The sequence below is a fragment of the Pseudomonas sp. Fl4BN1 genome (assembly GCF_009908285.1).
GTDB lineage: Bacteria > Pseudomonadota > Gammaproteobacteria > Pseudomonadales > Pseudomonadaceae > Aquipseudomonas.
Genome location: NZ_JAAARM010000008.1, coordinates 16,985 through 39,599 on the forward strand (window position 1 = coordinate 16,985; position 22,615 = coordinate 39,599).

General features: G+C 55.2%; 33 protein-coding genes. 32 read left to right on the plus strand and 1 reads right to left on the minus strand.

From position 1 onward, the window contains the following. Window positions 1-28 precede the first annotated feature (28 nt). The 32 genes from fusA to bfr all read left to right on the plus strand — a co-directional run bounded on the left by fusA (window position 29) and on the right by bfr (window position 19,485). Entirely contained in the window at window positions 29-2,176 is a 2,148-nt protein-coding gene (fusA, locus tag GV818_RS11075; protein WP_161756630.1) for an elongation factor G, read from the plus strand. A 34-nt stretch (window positions 2,177-2,210) separates the two neighbouring features. Beyond that, complete coding sequence (tuf, locus tag GV818_RS11080) at window positions 2,211-3,404, plus strand: elongation factor Tu (RefSeq protein ID WP_161756629.1); 1,194 nt, start codon at window positions 2,211-2,213, stop codon at window positions 3,402-3,404. 140 nt (window positions 3,405-3,544) lie between these two features. Continuing rightward, window positions 3,545-3,856: a 30S ribosomal protein S10 gene (gene rpsJ / locus GV818_RS11085; protein ID WP_003186070.1), complete on the plus strand. Its 312-nt coding sequence runs from the start codon at window positions 3,545-3,547 to the stop codon at window positions 3,854-3,856. 80 nt (window positions 3,857-3,936) lie between these two features. Then, window positions 3,937-4,572: a 50S ribosomal protein L3 gene (gene rplC, locus GV818_RS11090; protein WP_003186059.1), complete on the plus strand. Its 636-nt coding sequence runs from the start codon at window positions 3,937-3,939 to the stop codon at window positions 4,570-4,572. Window positions 4,573-4,584: 12 nt separating this feature from the next. Beyond that, the gene (gene rplD, locus GV818_RS11095) at window positions 4,585-5,187 is read left to right on the plus strand and encodes a 50S ribosomal protein L4 (RefSeq protein ID WP_003228735.1); all 603 of its coding nucleotides are present in this window, start codon (window positions 4,585-4,587) and stop codon (window positions 5,185-5,187) included. Next, complete coding sequence (gene rplW / locus GV818_RS11100; RefSeq protein ID WP_002555488.1) at window positions 5,184-5,483, plus strand: 50S ribosomal protein L23; 300 nt, start codon at window positions 5,184-5,186, stop codon at window positions 5,481-5,483. The genes rplD and rplW overlap by 4 nt, the downstream gene beginning before the upstream one ends. 14 nt (window positions 5,484-5,497) lie before the next feature. Then, entirely contained in the window at window positions 5,498-6,322 is an 825-nt protein-coding gene (rplB, locus tag GV818_RS11105; RefSeq protein ID WP_161756628.1) for a 50S ribosomal protein L2, read from the plus strand. Between the two features lie 16 nt (window positions 6,323-6,338). Continuing rightward, window positions 6,339-6,614 (plus strand): 30S ribosomal protein S19, encoded by a 276-nt coding sequence (rpsS, locus tag GV818_RS11110; RefSeq protein ID WP_002555486.1) that lies wholly within the window; start codon window positions 6,339-6,341, stop codon window positions 6,612-6,614. 13 nt (window positions 6,615-6,627) lie between these two features. Continuing rightward, the gene (gene rplV, locus GV818_RS11115; protein ID WP_003103908.1) at window positions 6,628-6,960 is read left to right on the plus strand and encodes a 50S ribosomal protein L22; all 333 of its coding nucleotides are present in this window, start codon (window positions 6,628-6,630) and stop codon (window positions 6,958-6,960) included. Between the two features lie 13 nt (window positions 6,961-6,973). Then, the gene (gene rpsC / locus GV818_RS11120) at window positions 6,974-7,660 is read left to right on the plus strand and encodes a 30S ribosomal protein S3 (RefSeq protein WP_003176422.1); all 687 of its coding nucleotides are present in this window, start codon (window positions 6,974-6,976) and stop codon (window positions 7,658-7,660) included. 12 nt (window positions 7,661-7,672) lie between these two features. Further along, entirely contained in the window at window positions 7,673-8,086 is a 414-nt protein-coding gene (gene rplP, locus GV818_RS11125) for a 50S ribosomal protein L16 (RefSeq protein WP_019409905.1), read from the plus strand. Further along, on the plus strand, window positions 8,086-8,277 hold the full coding sequence (gene rpmC, locus GV818_RS11130) for a 50S ribosomal protein L29 (RefSeq protein ID WP_002555481.1): 192 nt from the start codon (window positions 8,086-8,088) through the stop codon (window positions 8,275-8,277). Before rplP ends, rpmC begins: the two co-directional genes overlap by 1 nt. A 2-nt stretch (window positions 8,278-8,279) precedes the next feature. Continuing rightward, window positions 8,280-8,546, plus strand: coding sequence for a 30S ribosomal protein S17 (rpsQ, locus tag GV818_RS11135; protein WP_003194644.1), 267 nt, complete (start codon window positions 8,280-8,282; stop codon window positions 8,544-8,546). Window positions 8,547-8,569: 23 nt separating this feature from the next. After that, entirely contained in the window at window positions 8,570-8,938 is a 369-nt protein-coding gene (gene rplN, locus GV818_RS11140; protein ID WP_002555479.1) for a 50S ribosomal protein L14, read from the plus strand. Window positions 8,939-8,949: 11 nt separating this feature from the next. Next, window positions 8,950-9,264 (plus strand): 50S ribosomal protein L24, encoded by a 315-nt coding sequence (gene rplX, locus GV818_RS11145; RefSeq protein ID WP_071553151.1) that lies wholly within the window; start codon window positions 8,950-8,952, stop codon window positions 9,262-9,264. Between the two features lie 20 nt (window positions 9,265-9,284). Beyond that, window positions 9,285-9,824, plus strand: a complete 540-nt coding sequence (gene rplE, locus GV818_RS11150; RefSeq protein WP_003210069.1) for a 50S ribosomal protein L5 — start codon at window positions 9,285-9,287, stop codon at window positions 9,822-9,824. A 13-nt stretch (window positions 9,825-9,837) separates the two neighbouring features. Continuing rightward, window positions 9,838-10,143, plus strand: coding sequence for a 30S ribosomal protein S14 (gene rpsN / locus GV818_RS11155; RefSeq protein WP_161756627.1), 306 nt, complete (start codon window positions 9,838-9,840; stop codon window positions 10,141-10,143). 207 nt (window positions 10,144-10,350) lie between these two features. Then, the gene (rpsH, locus tag GV818_RS11160) at window positions 10,351-10,743 is read left to right on the plus strand and encodes a 30S ribosomal protein S8 (RefSeq protein ID WP_011063773.1); all 393 of its coding nucleotides are present in this window, start codon (window positions 10,351-10,353) and stop codon (window positions 10,741-10,743) included. Between the two features lie 12 nt (window positions 10,744-10,755). Further along, window positions 10,756-11,289, plus strand: a complete 534-nt coding sequence (gene rplF / locus GV818_RS11165) for a 50S ribosomal protein L6 (protein WP_025129400.1) — start codon at window positions 10,756-10,758, stop codon at window positions 11,287-11,289. A 10-nt stretch (window positions 11,290-11,299) separates the two neighbouring features. Next, window positions 11,300-11,650 carry a 50S ribosomal protein L18 gene (rplR, locus tag GV818_RS11170; protein WP_003186037.1) on the plus strand — a complete coding sequence of 117 codons (351 nt, stop codon included), beginning with the start codon at window positions 11,300-11,302 and terminating at the stop codon, window positions 11,648-11,650. Window positions 11,651-11,653: 3 nt separating this feature from the next. Continuing rightward, window positions 11,654-12,154, plus strand: a complete 501-nt coding sequence (rpsE, locus tag GV818_RS11175; protein ID WP_007924184.1) for a 30S ribosomal protein S5 — start codon at window positions 11,654-11,656, stop codon at window positions 12,152-12,154. 2 nt (window positions 12,155-12,156) lie between these two features. Further along, window positions 12,157-12,333: a 50S ribosomal protein L30 gene (gene rpmD / locus GV818_RS11180; RefSeq protein ID WP_003176408.1), complete on the plus strand. Its 177-nt coding sequence runs from the start codon at window positions 12,157-12,159 to the stop codon at window positions 12,331-12,333. Window positions 12,334-12,336: 3 nt separating this feature from the next. Then, window positions 12,337-12,771 (plus strand): 50S ribosomal protein L15, encoded by a 435-nt coding sequence (gene rplO / locus GV818_RS11185; protein ID WP_025129399.1) that lies wholly within the window; start codon window positions 12,337-12,339, stop codon window positions 12,769-12,771. After that, the gene (gene secY, locus GV818_RS11190) at window positions 12,772-14,100 is read left to right on the plus strand and encodes a preprotein translocase subunit SecY (RefSeq protein WP_007924182.1); all 1,329 of its coding nucleotides are present in this window, start codon (window positions 12,772-12,774) and stop codon (window positions 14,098-14,100) included. It abuts the gene before it with no gap. A 24-nt stretch (window positions 14,101-14,124) separates the two neighbouring features. After that, on the plus strand, window positions 14,125-14,241 hold the full coding sequence (rpmJ, locus tag GV818_RS11195) for a 50S ribosomal protein L36 (RefSeq protein WP_002555468.1): 117 nt from the start codon (window positions 14,125-14,127) through the stop codon (window positions 14,239-14,241). A gap of 130 nt (window positions 14,242-14,371) precedes the next feature. After that, window positions 14,372-14,728, plus strand: a complete 357-nt coding sequence (rpsM, locus tag GV818_RS11200; RefSeq protein ID WP_003186020.1) for a 30S ribosomal protein S13 — start codon at window positions 14,372-14,374, stop codon at window positions 14,726-14,728. Window positions 14,729-14,758: 30 nt separating this feature from the next. Next, window positions 14,759-15,148 carry a 30S ribosomal protein S11 gene (gene rpsK, locus GV818_RS11205; protein WP_007924177.1) on the plus strand — a complete coding sequence of 130 codons (390 nt, stop codon included), beginning with the start codon at window positions 14,759-14,761 and terminating at the stop codon, window positions 15,146-15,148. 18 nt (window positions 15,149-15,166) lie between these two features. Further along, on the plus strand, window positions 15,167-15,787 hold the full coding sequence (rpsD, locus tag GV818_RS11210; RefSeq protein ID WP_025129398.1) for a 30S ribosomal protein S4: 621 nt from the start codon (window positions 15,167-15,169) through the stop codon (window positions 15,785-15,787). 22 nt (window positions 15,788-15,809) lie between these two features. Continuing rightward, entirely contained in the window at window positions 15,810-16,811 is a 1,002-nt protein-coding gene (locus tag GV818_RS11215) for a DNA-directed RNA polymerase subunit alpha (protein WP_007970428.1), read from the plus strand. 42 nt (window positions 16,812-16,853) lie between these two features. After that, complete coding sequence (gene rplQ / locus GV818_RS11220; RefSeq protein ID WP_007924175.1) at window positions 16,854-17,240, plus strand: 50S ribosomal protein L17; 387 nt, start codon at window positions 16,854-16,856, stop codon at window positions 17,238-17,240. Window positions 17,241-17,416: 176 nt separating this feature from the next. Continuing rightward, entirely contained in the window at window positions 17,417-18,865 is a 1,449-nt protein-coding gene (locus tag GV818_RS11225) for a catalase (RefSeq protein ID WP_161776569.1), read from the plus strand. A gap of 155 nt (window positions 18,866-19,020) precedes the next feature. Then, entirely contained in the window at window positions 19,021-19,485 is a 465-nt protein-coding gene (gene bfr, locus GV818_RS11230; protein ID WP_161776570.1) for a bacterioferritin, read from the plus strand. 117 nt (window positions 19,486-19,602) lie between these two features. Here the strand turns inward: bfr and uvrA are convergent, their stop codons facing one another. Further along, window positions 19,603-22,437, minus strand: coding sequence for an excinuclease ABC subunit UvrA (uvrA, locus tag GV818_RS11235; protein WP_161776571.1), 2,835 nt, complete (start codon window positions 22,435-22,437; stop codon window positions 19,603-19,605). Window positions 22,438-22,615: the final 178 nt, after the last annotated feature.

The window sequence follows — 22,615 nt, forward strand, 5'->3', positions numbered from 1 at the left end:
TCAGCATCATTCAATTTGCGAGGGCTTTATGGCTCGTACTACAGCAATCAACCGCTACCGTAACATTGGTATCTGTGCCCACGTTGACGCGGGCAAGACTACCACTACCGAGCGGATCCTGTTTTACACAGGTCTCAGCCATAAGATGGGTGAGGTGCATGACGGCGCTGCTACCACAGACTGGATGGTGCAGGAGCAGGAGCGTGGTATTACCATTACCTCCGCTGCTGTAACTACTTTCTGGAAGGGTTCGCGCGGCCAATTCGATAACTATCGTGTAAACGTTATCGATACCCCGGGCCACGTTGACTTCACCATTGAAGTAGAGCGTTCGCTGCGCGTACTCGACGGTGCGGTCGTTGTGTTCTGCGGTACTTCCGGTGTTGAGCCTCAGTCTGAAACCGTATGGCGTCAAGCCAACAAATACGGCGTTCCACGTATTGTTTACGTGAACAAGATGGACCGTGCTGGTGCTAACTTCCTGCGCGTTGTTGGTCAGATCAAGAACCGTCTGGGTCACACCCCGGTTCCTGTTCAGCTGGCTATCGGCTCTGAAGATAACTTCGAAGGTCAGGTTGATCTGATCAAGATGAAGGCTATCTACTGGAACGACGACGACAAAGGTACTACTTATCGCGAGGAAGAAATTCCTGCCGATATGCTGGACCTGGCTAACGAGTGGCGCTCCAACATGGTTGAAGCTGCTGCTGAAGCCAACGAAGAGCTGATGAACAAGTACCTTGAAGAAGGTGACCTGACTGTCGAAGAGATCAAGGCCGGCCTGCGTGCGCGCACCCTGGCTAGCGAGATCGTTCCGGCTGTCTGCGGTTCTTCGTTCAAGAACAAGGGTGTTCCCCTGGTTCTCGACGCCGTTATCGACTTCCTGCCTGCTCCTACCGAGATCCCAGCGATCAAAGGTATCCACCCGGATCTCATCGAGAAGCCGAAGGAAGAGCTGGTAGAAGCGGATTACGACGAGCGTCATGCTGACGATTCGGAACCGTTCTCGGCTCTGGCATTCAAGATCGCTACTGACCCGTTCGTTGGTACTCTGACTTTCGTGCGCGTTTACTCGGGCTTCCTGAGCTCGGGCGACTCCGTGATCAACTCGGTCAAGGGCAAGAAAGAGCGCGTTGGTCGTATGGTGCAGATGCACGCCAACCAGCGTGAAGAGATCAAGGAAGTACGTGCAGGCGACATCGCTGCCCTGATCGGCATGAAGGACGTCACCACTGGTGACACTCTGTGCGATCTCGACAAGCAGATCATTCTTGAGCGTATGGACTTCCCTGAGCCTGTGATTTCGGTAGCGGTAGAGCCGAAAACCAAGCAGGACCAGGAAAAGATGGGTATCGCACTGGGCAAGCTGGCTCAGGAAGACCCGTCGTTCCGCGTCAAGACCGACGAAGAGACTGGTCAGACCATCATCTCTGGTATGGGCGAGCTGCACCTGGATATCCTTGTTGATCGTATGCGTCGTGAATTCAACGTTGAGGCCAACATCGGTAAGCCGCAGGTTTCGTACCGCGAGAAGATCAGCAAGAGCAACATTGAGATCGAAGGCAAGTTCGTTCGTCAATCTGGCGGTCGCGGTCAATTCGGTCACTGCTGGATCCGTTTCTCGGAGCCGGACGTCGATGCGAACGGCAACATCACCGAAGGTCTGGTCTTCACCAACGAAGTTGTTGGTGGTGTGGTTCCTAAGGAATACATCCCGGCTATCCAGAAGGGTATCGAAGAGCAGATGAAGAACGGCATCGTTGCCGGTTATCCGCTGATCGGCCTGAAGGCTACCGTGTTCGATGGTTCCTACCATGACGTCGACTCCAACGAGATGGCGTTCAAGGTGGCAGCCTCCATGGCGACCAAGCAGCTGGCCCAGAAGGGTGGCGGTGTTGTGCTTGAGCCGATCATGAAGGTTGAAGTAGTAACCCCAGAGGACTACATGGGTGACGTGATGGGTGACCTGAACCGTCGTCGTGGTCTGATTCAGGGTATGGATGACTCGGTGTCCGGCAAGGTTATCCGTGCTGAAGTGCCGCTGGGTGAAATGTTCGGTTATGCAACTGACGTTCGTTCCATGTCTCAGGGTCGCGCGAGCTACTCCATGGAATTCTCCAAATACGCCGAAGCTCCGTCGAACATCGTCGAAGCTCTCGTTAAAAAACAAGGCTGATTCAGTCTCCCCTTTAGGCTAGGAGTTAATTGTCGTGGCTAAAGAAAAATTTGAACGTAAAAAACCGCACGTCAACGTTGGCACCATCGGTCACGTTGACCACGGTAAAACCACTCTGACTGCTGCTCTGACTCGCGTTTGTTCCGAAGTTTTCGGTTCGGCCAAGGTTGACTTCGACAAGATCGATAGCGCCCCGGAAGAGAAAGCTCGTGGTATCACCATCAACACTTCTCACGTTGAATACGATTCGGCCGTGCGTCACTACGCGCACGTTGACTGCCCAGGTCACGCCGACTACGTAAAAAACATGATCACCGGTGCTGCCCAGATGGATGGTGCGATCCTGGTTTGCTCGGCCGCTGATGGTCCGATGCCACAGACTCGTGAGCACATCCTGCTGTCCCGTCAGGTAGGCGTTCCGTACATCGTTGTCTTCCTGAACAAGGCTGACATGGTTGACGACGCTGAGCTGCTGGAACTGGTTGAGATGGAAGTTCGCGACCTGCTGAGCACTTACGACTTCCCAGGTGATGACACTCCAATCATCATCGGTTCGGCTCTGATGGCTCTGAACGGCCAAGACGACAACGAAATGGGTACCACCGCTGTTAAGCGTCTGGTAGAGACTCTGGACACCTACATCCCAGAGCCAGAGCGTGCAATCGACAAGCCGTTCCTGATGCCAATCGAAGACGTATTCTCGATCTCGGGTCGCGGTACTGTTGTGACTGGTCGTGTTGAGCGTGGCGTTGTTCGCATTCAGGAAGAAGTTGAGATCGTTGGTCTGCGCGATACTCAGAAAACTACCTGCACCGGCGTTGAGATGTTCCGCAAGCTGCTTGACGAAGGTCGTGCTGGCGAGAACTGCGGCGTACTGCTGCGCGGCACCAAGCGTGACGATGTTGAGCGTGGCCAGGTTCTGGTTAAGCCAGGCACCGTTAAGCCGCACACCAAGTTCACCGCAGAAGTATATGTTCTGAGCAAAGAAGAAGGCGGTCGTCATACTCCGTTCTTCAAAGGCTACCGTCCACAGTTCTACTTCCGTACTACTGACGTGACTGGTAACTGCGAGCTGCCAGAAGGCGTTGAAATGGTAATGCCAGGTGATAACATCCAAATGGTTGTTACCCTGATCAAAACCATCGCGATGGAAGATGGTCTGCGTTTCGCTATTCGTGAAGGCGGTCGTACCGTCGGCGCTGGCGTCGTAGCCAAAGTCATCGAGTAATCGACGACTCATAAAGAGGCCCCCGCTTGCGGGGGCTTTTTTATTGGGTTGACACTCTGTGGGGCCGTCTATAGAATTGCGCCTCCTTTTAACGGGCGTATTGCGTCCGGTGGGAATAGCAGCCTGGAGTCTGAAATCCAATGCAAAATCAGCAAATCCGTATCAGGTTGAAGGCTTTTGACCATCGCCTGATCGACCAATCCACCCAGGAAATCGTGGAAACCGCGAAACGTACTGGTGCTCAAGTGCGTGGTCCAATTCCACTGCCTACCCGTAAAGAGCGGTTCACCGTTCTGGTCTCCCCGCACGTCAACAAAGACGCGCGTGACCAGTACGAGATCCGCACTCATAAGCGCGTACTGGACATCGTCCAGCCAACGGATAAAACCGTTGATGCACTTATGAAGCTTGATCTTGCGGCAGGTGTGGAAGTGCAGATCAGCCTCGGCTAAGACTCGGTCTTAGTCGTGTAACGCTCTGAAATGGGCGGCCATAGCGGGTGAAAGCCCCGTACACTCATGAGGTTTACAACATGACTATTGGTGTAGTCGGTCGTAAATGCGGTATGACCCGTATTTTCACCGAAGAAGGTGTCTCCATTCCGGTCACGGTCATTGAGATCGAGCCGAATCGCGTCACCCAGTTCAAAACTGAAGAAACCGATGGCTATCGTGCAGTGCAAGTCACTGTAGGTGAGCGTCGTGCTTCGCGTGTGACTGCTGCTCAAGCAGGTCACTTCGCTAAAGCCAACGTTGCAGCTGGTCGTACTGTTATGGAATTCCGTCTTGAAGAAGGCGAGTACCAGGCAGGCGATCTGATCAACGCTGAAATCTTCGCCGCTGGTCAGCTGGTTGATGTAACCGGTCAGTCCAAAGGTAAAGGCTTCCAGGGTACGATCAAGCGTTGGAATTTCCGTGGCCAAGACAACACTCACGGTAACTCCGTTTCCCACCGCGTCCCGGGCTCTATTGGCCAGTGCCAGACTCCTGGTCGTGTATTCAAGGGCAAAAAAATGTCCGGTCATATGGGCGCTGAGCGCGTGACCGTGCAGTCCCTCGAAGTAGTGCGCGTCGACGCTGAACGCAATCTGTTGTTGGTCAAGGGTGCTGTTCCTGGCGCTACTGGCGGCAACCTGGTTGTACGTCCGGCGGCCAAGGCTCGCGGTTAAGGGGAAGCTGACATGCAATTAAATGTAAATGACGCTCAAGCGATCGAAGTTTCCGAACTGACATTTGGCGGCGAATTCAACGAGACGCTGGTTCACCAAGCAGTCGTGGCCTACATGGCCGGCGGCCGTCAAGGTAGCAAGCAGCAAAAGACCCGTTCCGACGTTCGTGGTGGCGGTAAGCGCCCTTGGCGTCAGAAAGGTACTGGCCGTGCTCGTGCCGGTACTATCCGTAGCCCAATCTGGCGTGGCGGCGGTACCACTTTCGCAGCTCGTCCACAGGATCACTCGCAGAAGCTCAACAAGAAGATGTATCGCGCAGCAATGCGTTCCATCCTCGCTGAGCTGGTACGTACTGATCGCCTGGTCGTGGTTCAGGATTTCGCTGTTGAAACTCCGAAAACCAAAGATCTGCTGGGCAAGCTGAACAACATGAGCCTGACCGACGTTCTGATCGTGTCGGACGCTGTTGATCAGAACCTGTACCTGGCTGCTCGTAACCTGCCACACGTTGATGTACGCGACGTGCAGGGTTCCGATCCAGTTAGTCTGATCGCATACGACAAAGTGTTGATCACTGTGTCGGCCGTGAAGAAATTCGAGGAGCTGCTGGGATGAACCAGGAACGCGTATTTAAAGTTCTGCTTGGCCCGCACGTTTCCGAGAAGGCTACGGTTCTGGCAGACAAGAAAGGCCAGTTCGTTTTCAAGGTTGCTACTGATGCAACCAAGCTGGAAATCAAGAAGGCCGTCGAAAGCCTGTTCAGCGTGAAAGTGGAACGTGTTACTACCCTGAATGTTCTGGGTAAGAGCAAGCGTACCGCTCGCGGTCTGGGCAAGCGTAATGACTGGAAGAAGGCAGTTATCTCCCTTCAGCCAGGCCAAGATCTCGATTTCAGCAGCAGTGCTGAGTAAGGAAGGGGTGCATCATGGCAATCGTTAAATGCAAACCGACTTCCCCTGGCCGCCGTTTTGTGGTCAAGGTGGTCAACCAGGAGCTGCATAAAGGCGCTCCTCACGCACCGCTGCTCGAGAAGAAATCGAAGTCTGGTGGTCGTAACAACAATGGCCGTATTACCACTCGTCACATCGGTGGTGGTCATAAGCAGCATTACCGTCTGGTCGACTTCCGTCGCAACGACAAAGATGGCATCTCTGCCACTGTCGAGCGTATCGAATACGATCCAAACCGTACTGCTCACATCGCTCTGCTGCTGTACGCAGATGGCGAGCGTCGCTACATCATCGCCCCTAAAGGCGTGAGCGCTGGCGACCAGCTGATCGCAGGTGCTCTGGCACCGATCAAGCCGGGCAACGCTCTGCAGCTGCGTAATATTCCAGTTGGTAGCACCGTACACGGCATCGAACTGAAGCCAGGTAAAGGCGCGCAAATCGCTCGTTCGGCTGGTGCTTCGGCTCAGCTGGTCGCTCGTGAAGGTGTCTACGTGACCCTGCGTCTGCGTTCTGGTGAGATGCGTAAAGTGCTGGCTGAATGCCGCGCGACCTTGGGTGAAGTCTCGAACTCCGAGCACAGCCTGCGTTCGCTGGGTAAAGCTGGTGCCAAACGCTGGCGTGGCGTTCGCCCAACCGTTCGTGGTGTTGCCATGAACCCGGTTGACCACCCACATGGTGGTGGTGAAGGTCGTACCTCTGGTGGTCGTCATCCGGTATCGCCATGGGGCTTCCCGACTAAGGGCGCGAAGACTCGTGGTAATAAGCGTACCGACAAAATGATCGTCCGTCGTCGCAAGTAAATAGAGGGATACGACAGTGCCACGTTCTCTGAAAAAAGGTCCTTTTATTGATCTTCACCTACTGAAGAAGATCGAAGTGGCGGCGGAAAAGAACGATCGCAAACCAGTTAAGACCTGGTCGCGCCGTTCTATGATCCTGCCACAAATGGTCGGTCTGACCATTGCTGTGCATAACGGTCGTCAACATGTTCCAGTTCTCGTGAACGAAGACATGGTCGGCCACAAACTGGGCGAGTTCGCCGGTACCCGTACATATCGCGGGCACGTGGCTGACAAGAAAGCCAAGCGTTAAGGGGTAAGGAACGATGGAAGTAGCCGCTAAGTTGTCGGGCGCTCGAATCTCCGCCCAGAAAGCCCGCTTGGTCGCCGACCAGATCCGCGGGAAGAAGGTGGGCGAAGCGCTCAACCTGTTGGCTTTCAGCAGTAAGAAAGCCGCCGAGATCATGAAGAAAGTGCTGGAGTCGGCCGTAGCCAACGCCGAGCATAACGAAGGCGCAGACGTTGATGACCTGAAGGTCTCCACCGTTTTCGTCAACGAAGGGCGTTCGCTGAAGCGCATCATGCCACGTGCCAAAGGCCGTGCTGATCGCATCGTCAAGCGGTCTTGCCATATCACTGTCAAGGTTGCTGACAAGTAACGGAGTCGAAGAGATGGGTCAGAAAGTACATCCCATTGGCATTCGCCTGGGAATCGTCAAGGAGCACACCTCCGTCTGGTACGCAGACGGTCGGACTTATGCGGACTACTTGTTCGCTGATCTGAAGGTGCGTGAGTATCTCCAAGACAAACTAAAAAGCGCGTCCGTAAGCCGTATCGATATCCATCGTCCGGCCCAAACTGCACGCATCACCATCCACACCGCTCGCCCAGGTATCGTTATCGGGAAGAAAGGTGAAGATGTTGAGAAGCTGCGTCAGGACCTGACCAAGCAAATGGGTGTGCCTGTGCACATCAATATCGAAGAGATCCGTAAGCCGGAGCTCGACGGTATGCTGGTTGCGCAGAGCGTAGCTCAGCAGCTGGAGCGTCGTGTAATGTTCCGCCGCGCTATGAAGCGCGCTGTACAGAACGCCATGCGCATTGGTGCCAAAGGCATCAAAATCCAAGTGAGCGGTCGTCTCGGCGGTGCTGAAATCGCACGTACTGAATGGTATCGCGAAGGTCGTGTGCCACTGCACACCCTGCGTGCCGACATCGACTATGCCAACTACGAAGCTCACACCACTTACGGTGTGATCGGTGTAAAGGTTTGGATCTTCAAAGGCGAAGTAATTGGTGGTCGCCAAGAAGAGCTGAAGCCACAAGCACCAGCGCCTCGTAAAAAAGCTGCTAAGTAAGGGGTACGCCAAATGTTGCAACCAAAGCGTACGAAGTTCCGCAAGCAAATGACCGGCCACAACCGTGGTCTGGCATTGCGCGGTAGCAAAGTCAGCTTCGGCGAGTATGCGCTGAAGTCTGTAGCTCGTGGTCGTCTCACCGCTCGTCAGATCGAGTCAGCGCGTCGTGCTCTGACCCGTCACGTGAAACGTGGCGGCAAGATCTGGATCCGTGTATTCCCGGACAAGCCTATTTCCAAAAAGCCACTCGAAGTTCGGATGGGTAAAGGTAAGGGTAACGTCGAATACTGGGTTGCCCAGATTCAGCCAGGCAAAGTCCTGTATGAGATCGAGGGTGTTTCTGAAGAGCTGGCGCGTGAGGCTTTCGCCCTGGCTGCTGCAAAGCTGCCGCTCGCCACCTCCTTTGTTAAGCGGACGGTGATGTGATGAAAGCGAATGAACTTCGTGAAAAATCCGCACAGCAGCTGAACGAGCAACTGCTCGGCCTGCTGCGCGACCAGTTCAATCTGCGTATGCAGAAAGCAACTGGCCAGTTGGGGCAGTCGCATCTGCTCTCGCAAGTTAAGCGCGACATCGCTCGCGTGAAGACTGTGCTCAACCAGCAGGCAGGTAAGTAATCATGGCTGAAGCCGAAAAAACTGTCCGTACGCTGACTGGCCGTGTTGTCAGCGACAAGATGGACAAGACCATCACCGTTCTGATCGAGCGTCGCGTTAAGCACCCTATCTACGGTAAATACGTTAAGCGTTCGACTAAGCTGCACGCGCACGACGAAACCAATCAGTGCCACATCGGCGACAAAGTCACTATTCGTGAAACTCGTCCGATGGCCAAGACTAAGTCTTGGGCTCTGGTTGATGTTCTCGAACGCGCTGTGGAAGTCTAAGGGCTAGGGGTCGGAGAAATTATATGATTCAGACTCAATCCATGCTCGATGTGGCCGATAACAGCGGCGCTCGCCGCGTTATGTGCATCAAGGTGCTGGGTGGCTCCCATCGTCGTTACGCTGGTATCGGTGACATCATCAAAGTTACCGTTAAGGAAGCAATTCCTCGCGGTAAGGTGAAGAAAGGCCAAGTGATGACTGCTGTTGTAGTCCGCACTCGCCATGGTGTTCGTCGTGCAGACGGCTCCATCATCCGCTTTGATGGCAACGCTGCTGTTCTGTTGAACAACAAGCAAGAGCCGATCGGCACCCGTATCTTTGGGCCAGTGACCCGTGAACTTCGTACTGAGAAGTTCATGAAGATCGTCTCGCTCGCCCCAGAAGTGCTGTAAGGAGATCCGACATGCAAAAGATTCGTCGTGACGACGAGATCATCGTGATCGCCGGCAAAGACAAAGGTAAGCGCGGTAAGGTGCTTAAGGTTCTGGCTGATGACCGTCTGGTCATCGGTGGCCTGAACCTGGTCAAGCGTCATACCAAGCCTAACCCGATGTCGGGCGTACAGGGCGGTATCGTCGAGAAAGAAGCGCCACTGCACGCTTCCAACGTCGCCATTTTCAACGGCGAAACCAACAAGGCTGACCGCGTTGGTTTCAAAGTAGAAGACGGCAAAAAAATTCGTGTCTTCAAGTCGACCCAAAAAGCGGTTGATGCTTGAACACTGCTAGGTAGAAGACCATGGCACGACTAAAAGAGATTTACCGGAAGGAAATCGCTCCGAAACTTAAGGAAGAACTTAAGCTTTCGAACGTGATGGAAGTTCCGCGCGTTACCAAAATCACCCTGAACATGGGTCTGGGCGAAGCTATCGGCGACAAAAAAGTCATCGAGCATGCTGTTGCTGACCTGGAAAAGATCACCGGCCAGAAAGTCGTTGTGACCTACGCTCGTAAATCCATCGCTGGCTTTAAAGTCCGCGAAGGATGGCCGATCGGCGTCAAAGTGACCCTGCGCCGTGAGCGTATGTACGAGTTCCTGGATCGTCTGCTGTCGATCTCCCTGCCTCGGGTTCGCGACTTCCGCGGCCTGAATGCCAAGTCCTTCGATGGTCGTGGCAACTACAGCATGGGCGTGAAAGAGCAGATCATTTTCCCGGAAATCGATTACGACAAGATCGATGCTCTCCGCGGTCTGGACATTACCCTGACCACCACTGCTAAGAACGATGATGAAGGCCGCGCTCTGCTGCGTGCTTTCAAATTCCCGTTCCGCAACTGATTGGAGTAGGAAAATGGCCAAGACGAGCATGAAGAACCGTGAGCTGAAGCGTCAGCTCACCGTTGCCAAGTACGCCACCAAGCGTGCAGCGCTGAAAGCTATCATCGTGGATCTGAACGCAAGTCCAGAAGCACGTTGGGAAGCTACTGTAGCTCTGCAGAAGCAGCCACGTGATGCAAGCGCTTCGCGCATGCGTAACCGCTGCCGCCTGACTGGTCGTCCGCACGGCGTTTACCGCAAGTTCGGCCTGGGCCGTAACAAGCTGCGTGAAGCTGCAATGCGTGGTGACGTGCCAGGTCTGGTTAAAGCCAGCTGGTAATAGCTATCAAAGTCGCGATTAGCGGCTTCGCAAGAAGCCGATAATCGGTGGCCTTGAACGTGAATCAAGCCCCTTTTGGGGCTTGATTCATTTCTGGGGTGTGTCTAGAATGACCGGCTCGCCTGAGCCCGTGTTTTTTGCCCGGAATTTCTCGGCGACAGTTGTAGCCGCAAGGCTAATTCTTTTTGTATCAGGAGCATCTAGCCCATGAGTATGCAGGACCCGTTAGCGGACATGCTAACTCGAATCCGTAATGCCCAGATGGCTGAAAAGTCCGTCGTAAGCATGCCGTCTTCCACGTTGAAGGTGGCTGTAGCAAAAGTCCTGAAGGACGAAGGTTACATCGCGGGTTATCAGATCAGCAGCGAAATCAAACCTCTGCTGTCCATCGAGCTGAAGTACTTCGAAGGCCGTCCGGTCATCGAGGAAGTTAAGCGCGTTAGCCGTCCAGGCCTGCGTCAGTACAAGTCCGTTGAAGAACTGCCGAAAGTACGTGGCGGTCTTGGCGTGTCTATCGTCTCCACCAACAAAGGTGTGATGACTGATCGTGCTGCGCGCGCTGCCGGTGTCGGCGGCGAAGTTCTTTGCACTGTGTTCTAAGGGGGGATAAGCATGTCTCGCGTCGCTAAGAACCCCGTTAAGCTGCCAGCTGGTGTCGAAGTTAAATTCGCCGGCCAACAGCTTTCGGTGAAGGGTGCCAAGGGCACTCTCGAACTGAACGTACACTCGTCCGTTGAAATTGTTGAGGAAGCTGGTGAGCTGCGTTTTGCTGCTCGCAATGGCGACCAACAAACTCGCGCAATGGCCGGTACCACTCGTGCTCTGGTAAACAACATGGTCCAAGGCGTAAGCCAAGGCTTCGAGCGTAAGCTCCAGCTGGTCGGTGTTGGTTACAAGGCACAAGCAAAAGGCACAGTGCTGAATCTGGCCCTCGGCTTCTCGCATCCAGTGGATTACGAACTGCCGGAAGGCATCACCGCTGAGACTCCTAGCCAGACCGATATCCTGATCAAGGGCATCGATAAGCAGCTGGTAGGTCAAGTGGCCGCTGAGATCCGCGACTTCCGTCCACCAGAGCCTTACAAAGGCAAAGGTGTGCGCTACGCGGACGAAGTCGTCCGTCGTAAAGAAGCCAAGAAGAAGTAGGGCATAGCAAATGACCGACAAAAAAGTTACTCGACTGCGTCGCGCTCGCAAAGCACGCCTGAAAATGCACGAACTCGAAGTCGTGCGTCTCTGCGTGTTCCGCTCTTCGCAGCACATCTACGCCCAGGTCATTTCGGCCGACGGCAACAAAGTCCTGGCAAGTGCCTCGACTTTGGATAAAGAACTGCGTGATGGCGCCACTGGCAACATCGACGCGGCCACTAAGGTTGGCCAGCTGGTCGCTACGCGTGCTAAAGCCGCTGGCGTCTCGCAGGTGGCTTTCGACCGCTCTGGCTTCAAGTATCACGGCCGCGTCAAGGCGCTGGCTGATGCTGCTCGTGAAGCTGGGCTGGAGTTCTAAGTTATGTCAAATAACGACCAAAAGCGCGACGAAGGCTACATTGAGAAGCTGGTTCAAGTTAACCGCGTAGCCAAAACCGTAAAAGGCGGCCGTATCTTCACCTTCACCGCGTTGACCGTGGTTGGTGATGGTAAGGGCCGTGTTGGCTTCGGCCGTGGCAAGTCGCGTGAAGTGCCTGCTGCGATCCAGAAGGCAATGGAAGCTGCTCGTCGCAACATGATCCAAGTTGATCTGAACGGCACCACTCTGCAGTACGCAATGAAGTCCGCTCACGGCGCTTCGAAGGTGTACATGCAACCTGCTTCTGAGGGTACCGGTATCATCGCTGGCGGCGCTATGCGTGCTGTTCTCGAAGTTGCTGGTGTTCAGAACGTTTTGGCCAAGTGCTACGGCTCGACTAACCCAGTAAACGTGGTTCACGCCACTTTCAAGGGTTTGAAAGCAATGCAGTCCCCTGAATCCATTGCCGCCAAGCGTGGCAAAAGTGTCCAGGAGATCATCTGATCATGGCTACCGTAAAAGTAACGCTGATCAAAAGCATGACCGGCCGTATCCCTAACCACAAACTGTGCGTTAAGGGTCTGGGTCTGCGTCGCATCGGTCACACTGTAGAAGTCCAGGATACTCCCGAGAATCGCGGGATGATCAACAAGGCTTACTACATGCTGCGTGTCGAGGGTTAATCGATGAAACTCAATGATCTGAGTCCAGCGCCGGGTTCCCGTCGCGAAAAGCATCGTCCGGGCCGTGGTATCGGTAGTGGTTTGGGTAAGACTGGTGGCCGTGGTCACAAAGGTCAGACCTCCCGCTCCGGTGGCACCATTGCTCCAGGCTTTGAAGGCGGTCAACAGCCGCTGCATCGTCGCCTGCCGAAGTTTGGTTTCGTTTCCCTGAAGGCCATGGACCGCGCAGAAGTGCGTCTGTCTGAACTGGCTAAAGTGGAAGGCGACATCGTTACCGTGCAGTCCCTGAAGGATGCCAACGTGATCAACGTCAACGTTCAGCGTGTGAAAATCATGCTGTCCGGCGAAGTTACTCGCGCTGTGACCATCAAGGGCATCGCCGCCACCAAAGGTGCGCGTGCGGCTATCGAAGCAGCTGGCGGCAAGTTCGAGGAATAAATGGCTAAGCAAGGTGCTCTCTCTGCGCTCGGCAAAGGCGGTATGTCTGAACTCTGGGCTCGACTGCGTTTTCTGTTCCTGGCGATTATCGTCTACCGAATAGGCGCACACATCCCGGTTCCAGGTATCAACCCGGACCGACTCGCAGACCTGTTTCGACAGAATGAGGGGACCATTCTTAGCTTGTTCAACATGTTTTCCGGCGGTGCGCTGGAGCGGATGAGCATCTTTGCATTGGGGATCATGCCGTACATTTCGGCATCGATCATCATGCAGCTGATGACCGCCGTCAGCCCGCAGCTGGAGCAGTTGAAGAAGGAAGGTGAAGCTGGCCGTCGCAAGATCAGCCAGTACACCCGCTACGGCACTGTCGTCCTAGCTCTTGTTCAGGCCATCGGCATGTCCGTCGGTCTGGCAGGGCAGGGCGTTGCGTTCACTGGTGACTTTGGCTTCCATTTCGTCGCGGTATCCACTTTTGTGGCTGGTGCGATGTTCATGATGTGGCTGGGTGAGCAGATTACTGAGCGTGGTGTTGGCAACGGTATCTCGATGTTGATTTTCGCAGGTATCGTCGCCGGTCTTCCGAGAGCGATCGGGCAGTCTTTCGAGTCTGCACGTCAAGGTGATATCAATATTTTTGCCTTGGTTGCGATCGGTTTGCTGGCAGTAGCGATTATCGGTTTTGTGGTGTTCATTGAGCGTGGCCAGCGTCGTATTGCTGTTCACTACGCCAAGCGTCAGCAGGGCCGCAAGGTGTTTGCTGCGCAGACCAGCCACTTGCCGCTGAAAGTGAATATGGCCGGTGTTATTCCTGCTATCTTCGCGAGCAGCATTTTGCTGTTTCCGGCTTCGTTGGGTGCCTGGTTCGGTCAGTCTGAAGGTATGGGCTGGTTGCAGGACATCTCGCAGTCGATCGCTCCTGGTCAGCCGTTGAATATTCTGCTGTTTAGTGCAGGGATTATTTTCTTCTGCTTCTTCTATACGGCGTTGATGTTCAATCCGAAAGACGTAGCGGAAAACCTGAAGAAGTCCGGTGCCTTTATTCCGGGCATCCGTCCAGGTGAGCAGTCAGCGCGCTACATTGATGGCGTTCTGACCCGTTTGACCATGTTCGGTGCTCTATATATGACGGCCGTCTGCCTGTTGCCCCAGTTCCTGGTGGTTGCTGCAAACGTTCCGTTCTACCTTGGCGGGACCTCGTTGCTGATCGTGGTCGTGGTTGTTATGGACTTTATGTCGCAAGTACAATCGCACCTCGTTTCCCACCAGTACGAATCCCTGATGAAGAAAGCCAACCTGAAGGGTTACGGCAGCGGCATGCTGCGTTAATCCATAAGGTTCGAGGAGTTGGTGATGAAAGTTCGTGCATCGGTGAAAAAGCTGTGCCGTAACTGCAAGATTATTCGCCGCGAAGGTGTTGTTCGAGTAATTTGCAGCGCGGAACCGCGTCACAAACAGCGCCAAGGCTGAGTGTGATTGTGCTTCAAGCCCGGCAGCTAGTGCGCTGCCGGGTTGATTATTTGTTATTACAGCGATATTATCTCGCGCCCTATTTCTTGGCTTCCGGGGCGTAGGTAGCTGTCAATTGGAGTCCCACTGAATGGCCCGTATTGCAGGCGTTAACATTCCAGATAACAAGCATACTGTTATCTCGCTGACCTACATCTATGGTGTTGGTCGCACTACTGCGCAGAAAATCTGCGCGGTGACTGGGGTCAACCCAGCTGCGAAGATCAAGGATCTGAGCGACGAGCAAATTGAACAGCTGCGTGGCGAAGTGGCGAAGTTCACCACTGAAGGTGACCTGCGTCGCGAAATCAACATGAAAATCAAACGCTTGATGGATCTGGGCTGCTACCGCGGTCTGCGCCATCGTCGTGGTCTTCCAGTGCGCGGTCAGCGTACCAAGACCAACGCGCGTACTCGCAAAGGTCCGCGTAAGCCGATCCGCAAGTAATCGCACCAGCGAATCGACAGGAATTTAGTCATGGCAAAACCTGCTGCTCGTCCTCGTAAAAAGATTAAAAAGACAGTGGTTGATGGCATCGCCCACATCCACGCGTCTTTCAACAACACCATCGTGACCATCACCGACCGTCAAGGTAACGCTCTTTCCTGGGCAACCTCCGGTGGTTCGGGTTTCCGCGGTTCTCGCAAGTCCACCCCGTTCGCTGCTCAAGTAGCTGCTGAGCGTGCTGGTCAAGCTGCGCTGGAATATGGCCTGAAAAACCTCGACGTTAACGTCAAGGGTCCAGGTCCAGGTCGTGAATCCGCAGTCCGCGCTTTGAACGGCTGTGGCTACAAGATCGCCAGCATCACCGACGTGACGCCAATCCCGCACAACGGGTGCCGTCCGCCGAAGAAGCGCCGCGTGTAATCCAGGAGATTGTAAAGAATGGCTCGTTACATTGGTCCAAAATGCAAACTGGCTCGTCGCGAAGGCACCGATCTCTTCCTGAAGAGCGGCGTGCGCGCTATCGAATCTAAGTGCAACATCGAAGCAGCTCCTGGCATTCACGGCCAGCGCCGTGGTCGTCAGTCCGACTACGGTACTCAGCTGCGTGAAAAGCAAAAAGTTCGTCGTATCTACGGCGTACTTGAGCGTCAATTCAGCGGCTACTACAAACAAGCAGCTGGCAAGAAGGGCGCAACCGGCGAAAACCTGTTGCAACTGCTCGAATGCCGTCTGGACAACGTTGTATACCGCATGGGCTTCGGTTCTACTCGTGCCGAATCCCGTCAGTTGGTATCGCACAAGTCGATCAGCGTAAACGGTCAGACCGTTAACGTTCCGTCCTTCCAGGTTCGTGCTGGTGACGTGGTCGCTGTTCGCGAGAAAGCAAAAAATCAACTTCGCATTGTCCAAGCTCTCGATCTGTGTGCTCAACGTGGCCGCGTAGAATGGGTAGAAGTAGACACTGAGAAGAAGTCGGGCGTTTTCAAGAACGTTCCAGCTCGCAGTGATCTGTCCGCCGACATCAACGAAAGCCTGATTGTCGAGCTCTACTCCAAGTAAGGGCTAGAAAATAGGTGCATCCATGCAGATTTCGGTAAATGAGTTCCTGACACCCCGCCACATTGATGTGCAGGTTGTCAGTCCAACCCGCGCCAAGATCACCCTCGAGCCTCTCGAGCGTGGTTTTGGCCACACCCTGGGCAACGCGCTGCGCCGCATCCTGTTGTCCTCAATGCCCGGCTGTGCAGTAGTCGAGGCCGAGATTGACGGTGTGCTCCACGAGTACAGCGCCATCGAAGGTGTACAGGAAGACGTAATTGAAATCCTGTTGAACCTTAAAGGTCTGGCTATCAAGCTGCACGGCCGTGACGAAGTTACGCTGACCTTGTCGAAGAAGGGTTCGGGGGTGGTTACCGCTGCCGATATTCAGCTGGATCATGATGTCGAGATCGTTAACCCCGATCACGTAATCGCTAACCTGGCGTCTAACGGCGCCCTGAACATGAAGCTCGTAGTAGCTCGTGGTCGTGGTTATGAACCGGCGGACTCGCGTCAGAGCGATGAAGACGAAAGCCGCAGCATTGGTCGCTTGCAGCTTGACTCTTCGTTCAGCCCGGTTCGCCGCATCGCATACGTGGTGGAAAACGCCCGTGTCGAGCAGCGTACTAACCTGGACAAGCTGGTTATTGATCTGGAAACCAACGGTACCCTGGATCCTGAAGAGGCTATCCGTCGTGCAGCAACCATTCTGCAACAGCAGTTGGCTGCGTTCGTCGACCTCAAGGGTGACAGTGAGCCAGTGGTAGTCGAGCAAGAAGACGAGATCGATCCGATCCTGCTTCGCCCGGTTGACGATCTGGAACTGACTGTACGTTCGGCTAACTGCCTTAAGGCGGAAAACATTTACTACATCGGCGACCTGATTCAGCGTACCGAAGTAGAACTGTTGAAGACTCCGAACCTGGGCAAGAAATCCTTGACCGAAATCAAGGACGTTCTGGCCTCCCGCGGTCTGTCCCTCGGCATGCGCCTCGACAACTGGCCGCCTGCAAGTCTTAAGAAGGACGACAAGGCGACTGCCTGATCGTCGTAATCACCGAACGTTGTGTTTGGTAAGGAATGAACCATGCGTCATCGTAAAAGTGGGCGTCACCTGAGCCGCACCAGCTCGCACCGCAAGGCCATGTTCCAAAACATGGCGGTGTCGCTGTTCGAGCACGAGCTGATCAAAACTACACTGCCGAAAGCTAAAGAACTGCGCCGCGTTGCTGAGCCGCTGATCACTTTGGCCAAGACAGACAGCCTGGCTAACCGCCGTCTGGCTTTCGACCGTACTCGTTCGAAAGCTATCGTTGGTAAGCTCTTCAACGACCTGGGCAAGCGTTACGCTACCCGTGAGGGTGGCTACCTGCGCATCCTCAAGTGCGGTTTCCGTGCTGGCGACAACGCTCCTATGGCGTACGTTGAACTGGTTGATCGTGCTGTCGGCGGTGAAGCTGTATCCGCTGAGTAAGACGTCAGTCTGAAACAAGAAACCGGGCCTAGTGCCCGGTTTTTTGTTGTTGGATGTATTAGATATTTCTATCGTTAACGAATGTGTAATGCATTGGATGTTGTAACATCCATGGTCAATACTCCTTGTCAGCCGATTAGCCGGCAGTTTCCCAGACTGACAGAGGAAGAATGAGCATGAGCCAAACTAAAGTTCTTACTACAGCGAGTGGCGCGCCTGTCGCTGATAACCAGAACTCTCGTTCCGCCGGCCCCCGAGGCCCTTTGCTTCTTGACGATTTTCACCTGATTGAAAAGCTTGCCCATTTCAATCGTGAGAATATTCCCGAGCGCCGTGTGCACGCCAAGGGATCGGGTGCTTACGGCACTTTCACCGTCTCTCGCGATATCACGCAGTACTCCAGCGCCAAGCTGTTTGAGTCGATAGGCAAGAAAACCCCGACTTTCCTGCGCTTCTCCACGGTTGGCGGTGAGCGTGGTTCGGCAGATACCGAGCGCGATCCACGTGGTTTTGCCCTCAAGTTCTACACCGAGGAGGGCAACTGGGACATCGTCGGCAACAACACCCCGGTATTTTTTATCCGTGACCCGTTGAAGTTTCCCGACTTTATCCACACCCAGAAGCGTCTGCCCCAGAGCAACCTGAAAAGTGCACAGATGATGTGGGATTTTTGGTCGCACTCGCCTGAGGCGTTGCACCAAGTAACCATCCTCTTCTCGGATCGGGGTATTCCTGATGGCTACCGCCATATGCATGGTTTTGGCAGTCACACCTACAGCTTGATCAATGCCAAAGGTGAGCGGCATTGGGTCAAGTGGCACTACAAGACCAAGCAAGGGATCAAGAACCTGGCGCCAGCAGAGGCTGCTCGTTTGGCGGGTACAGACCCGGACTACGCCCAGCGCGACCTGTTTAATGCGATCGAGCGTGGGGACTTCCCGAAATGGAGCGTCTGCATCCAGGTCATGACTGAAGCCCAAGCTGCAGCTCATTATGAGAACCCGTTTGACGTGACCAAGACCTGGTCGCAGAAAGAGTTCCCTTTGATCGAAGTTGGCGAGTTGGAATTGAACCGCAACCCGCTTAACTATTTCGCCGAGGTCGAGCAGGCGGCCTTCGGTCCAAGCAACATGGTACCGGGCGTGGGGCTTTCACCCGACCGCATGTTGCAGGGTCGGGTGTTTGCTTACGCTGATGCCCATCGCTACCGCGTAGGCACCAACCACCAGCAACTGCTGGTGAACGCCCCATTGAGTCCAGTGAACAGCTACCAGCGCGATGGAGCCATGGCGTTCGGGCCTAACGGCGGTGCTGCGCCGAACTACGAGCCCAATAGCTACTCAGAGGCGCCGAAGCAGGCGCCGCGTTACGCAGAACCGGCACTGGCACTCAGTGGCGCTGCAGATCGCTACGATCACCGTGAGGACACTGATTACTACAGCCACGCGGGTGCCTTGTTCCGCTTGATGAATGATGAGCAGAAAACTCTGCTGATCAACAACATTGCCGGTGCGATGGCTGGGGTGACTGCGGATGTAGTGGGGCGTCAGTTGCAACACTTCTTCAAGGCAGACCCGGCTTATGGCGAAGGTATTGCCAAAGTCCTGGGCGTATCGCTCAAGTAAGTCTAAATAAGAAGCAGAACCGCCCTCATTTGGGCGGTTTTTGCGTTATTTAAACTACTTTTCTCAGATAATCTTCACTTTTTCACTCGTTTCTAAGTGACCTGCAAGTCAGCTTGGTTCAAACTATCCACTTTCAAGCAGGGAGATGTAGGGCGATGCAAGGTCACCCGGACGTAATCGATTACCTCAACACGTTGCTGACGGGCGAACTGGCAGCCCGCGACCAATATTTCATCCACTCGCGGATGTACGAAGACTGGGGCTTCACCAAGCTTTATGAACGTATCAACCATGAAATGGAAGAAGAGGCGCAACACGCTGATGCCCTGATGCGCCGTATCCTGATGCTCGAGGGCACGCCGCGTATGCGTCCCGATGATCTTGATACCGGGACCACGGTGCCGGAGATGCTGGCCAGCGACCTGCGTTTGGAATACAAGGTTCGCGCTGCGCTGTGCAAAGGCATTGAGCTGTGCGAGTTGCACAAGGACTATGTCAGCCGCGAGATCCTGCGAATTCAGTTGGCGGATACTGAGGAAGATCATACCTACTGGCTGGAAAAACAGTTGGGTCTGATCAAGTCCATCGGACTGGAGAACTACCTGCAGTCGCAGTTCTGATTGCAGCCAGCGTTAGTGTTGGGCCCAGAGCAGATTTGCTCCTGCGGCAAACTCGCTAACCGCCAGATGTAAAAAAGCCCCTGTCACCGTGAAGTGACAGGGGCTTTTTCATGAGCCTCAGGCGCGATCGCGGATCAGCAGCGGCTTGAGGTAGTGCCCGGTATAGGATTGCGGCATTTCCGCCACTTGCTCCGGAGTGCCGACAGCGATGATCTGACCACCTTTGGAGCCGCCTTCCGGCCCCAGGTCCACCATCCAGTCCGCGGTCTTGATCACGTCCAGGTTGTGTTCGATCACCACCACGGTGTTGCCGTGGTCGCGCAGTCGGTGCAGAACGTCCAGCAACTGCTGGATATCCGCGAAGTGCAGACCAGTGGTCGGCTCGTCGAGGATGTAGAGGGTTTTACCGGTATCGCGTTTTGACAGCTCGCGGGACAATTTGACCCGCTGCGCTTCACCACCGGACAAGGTGGTGGCTGATTGGCCGAGCTTGATGTAGGACAGGCCGACATCCATCAGCGTCTGTAGCTTGCGCGCCAGGGCCGGGACTGGGTCGAAGAACTCGCGGGCCTCTTCGATGGTCATTTCCAGGACTTCATGGATGTTCTTGCCCTTGTACTTGATCTCCAGAGTTTCACGGTTGTAACGCTTGCTCTTGCACACGTCGCAGGGCACATAGATGTCCGGCAGGAAGTGCATCTCGACCTTGATCAAGCCATCGCCCTGGCAGGCCTCACAGCGCCCACCCTTGACGTTGAAGGAGAAGCGGCCAGGCCCGTACCCCCTGGAGCGCGACTCCGGCACCCCGGCGAACAACTCGCGGATTGGCGTGAACAGCCCGGTGTAGGTCGCCGGGTTGGAGCGCGGAGTACGACCGATGGGGCTCTGGTCGATGTCCACCACCTTATCGAGATGCTGCAGGCCATTGATACTGTCGTGAGGTGCAGCCTCGAGGGTTGTCGCGCCGTTCAGCGCTGTGGCGCTCAAAGGGAACAAGGTGTTGTTGATCAGCGTCGACTTGCCCGAGCCAGACACCCCGGTCACACAGGTCAGCAGGCCAATAGGGATTTCCAGATCGACGTTGCGCAGGTTATTGCCGCGAGCGCCCTTGAGGGTCAGGGACAGTTTCTTGTTGCGCGGGGTACGTTTGGCCGGAACCACAATCTTCACCCGGCCCGACAAGTACTTGCCGGTCAAGGAATCAGGGTGCGCCATGACTTCTGCGGCGGTGCCCTCGGCGACGATGCGCCCGCCATGCACACCAGCACCTGGACCGATGTCGACTACATAGTCGGCAAGGCGGATGGCGTCTTCGTCGTGTTCAACGACAATTACTGTATTACCGATATCCCGCAGGTGTTTCAGGGTCCCCAGCAAGCGATCGTTGTCCCGCTGGTGCAGACCAATGGACGGCTCGTCGAGGATGTACATCACCCCTACCAGGCCGGCGCCGATCTGGCTGGCCAGGCGAATACGCTGGGCCTCTCCGCCGGACAGGGTGTCGGCGCTGCGATCCAGGGTCAGGTAGTCAAGCCCGACGTTCACCAGGAACTGCAGGCGCTCGCGGATTTCCTTGAGGATCTTGTCGGCGATTTCACCACGGCGCCCGGTTAGCTTCAGGGTGCCGAAGTAGTTGGTGGCGTCGCCGATAGGCAGGCTGGTGACCGCCGGCAGGGTTTTCTCACCGACCCAGACGTGCCGCGCTTCGCGCCGCAAGCGAGTGCCACGGCAATCCGGGCAAGGTTGTGTACTGAGGAACTTGGCCAGTTCCTCGCGCACTGTGGCCGATTCGGTTTCGCGGTAACGGCGCTCCAGGTTCGGCACTATGCCCTCGAACGGGTGGGAGCGCTTGACGATGTCGCCCCGGTCGTTCAGGTATTTGAAGTCGACGTTTTGGCTGCCGCTGCCGTGCAGAATGACCTTCTGCTGATCCGCAGACAATTGGTTGAACGGTATTTCCAGGCTGAACCCGTAATGTGCCGCCAGTGAGCCGAGCATCTGGAAGTAGTAGACATTGCGCCGGTCCCAGCCGCGGATTGCCCCTTCGGCCAGGGTCAGCTCGCCATTGACCAGGCGCTTGATGTCGAAGAATTGCTTGACCCCCAGACCGTCGCAAGTCGGGCAGGCGCCCGCCGGATTGTTGAAGGAAAACAGTTTGGGTTCCAGCTCGCTGATGGCGTGACCGCAGATCGGACAGGCGAAGCGCGCGGAGAAGATCATTTCTTCTCCCGGCTCGTCGTCCATCGGAGCCACCAGGGCGATCCCGTCCGCCAGCTTCAATGCTGTTTCAAAGGACTCGGCCAGCCGCTGTTGCAGATCGGCGCGGACCTTGAAGCGGTCGACCACTACATCGATCGAATGCTTCTTCTGTTTATCCAGCTTCGGTAGTTCGTCCAGTTCACACAGTTTGCCGTTGACCCGTGCGCGAACGAATCCCTGCGCCCGCAGTTCTTCAAATACCGATAGGTGCTCGCCCTTACGCTCGCGAATCACCGGTGCCAGCAGCATCAGCTTGTTGCCCTCGGGCTGGGCCAGCACCAGGTCGACCATCTGGCTGACGGTCTGGGCTTCCAGCGGGATGTCGTGATCCGGGCAGCGTGGAGTGCCGACACGAGCATAGAGCAGACGCAGATAGTCATAGATCTCGGTGATGGTGCCGACGGTGGAGCGGGGGTTGTGCGAGGTGGATTTCTGTTCAATCGAGATCGCCGGCGACAGCCCTTCGATGGTGTCGACATCGGGCTTTTCCATCATCGACAGGAACTGTCGGGCATAAGCCGACAACGATTCGACATAGCGGCGCTGGCCTTCGGCATACAACGTATCGAAAGCCAGGGACGACTTGCCGGACCCAGACAGCCCGGTGATGACGATCAACTTGTCCCGTGGCAGGGTCAGGTCGATGTTCTTCAGGTTGTGGGTGCGGGCCCCACGAATCAGAATCTTGTCCAAAAGTGGCCTCGATCGGCGGGCGTAAAGGCAGGAGTATAAAACTAAACACTGGATGGATGCACACTATCCAGCGGTGCTTTTTCGGTCGCAGGCAAGGGCTGCGCGGCAAAGCGTCGCCATATACCCCCTCAATCGATCGGACTGGTAGAATCGCCGCCGGTTCACACGAGGTTTTTCC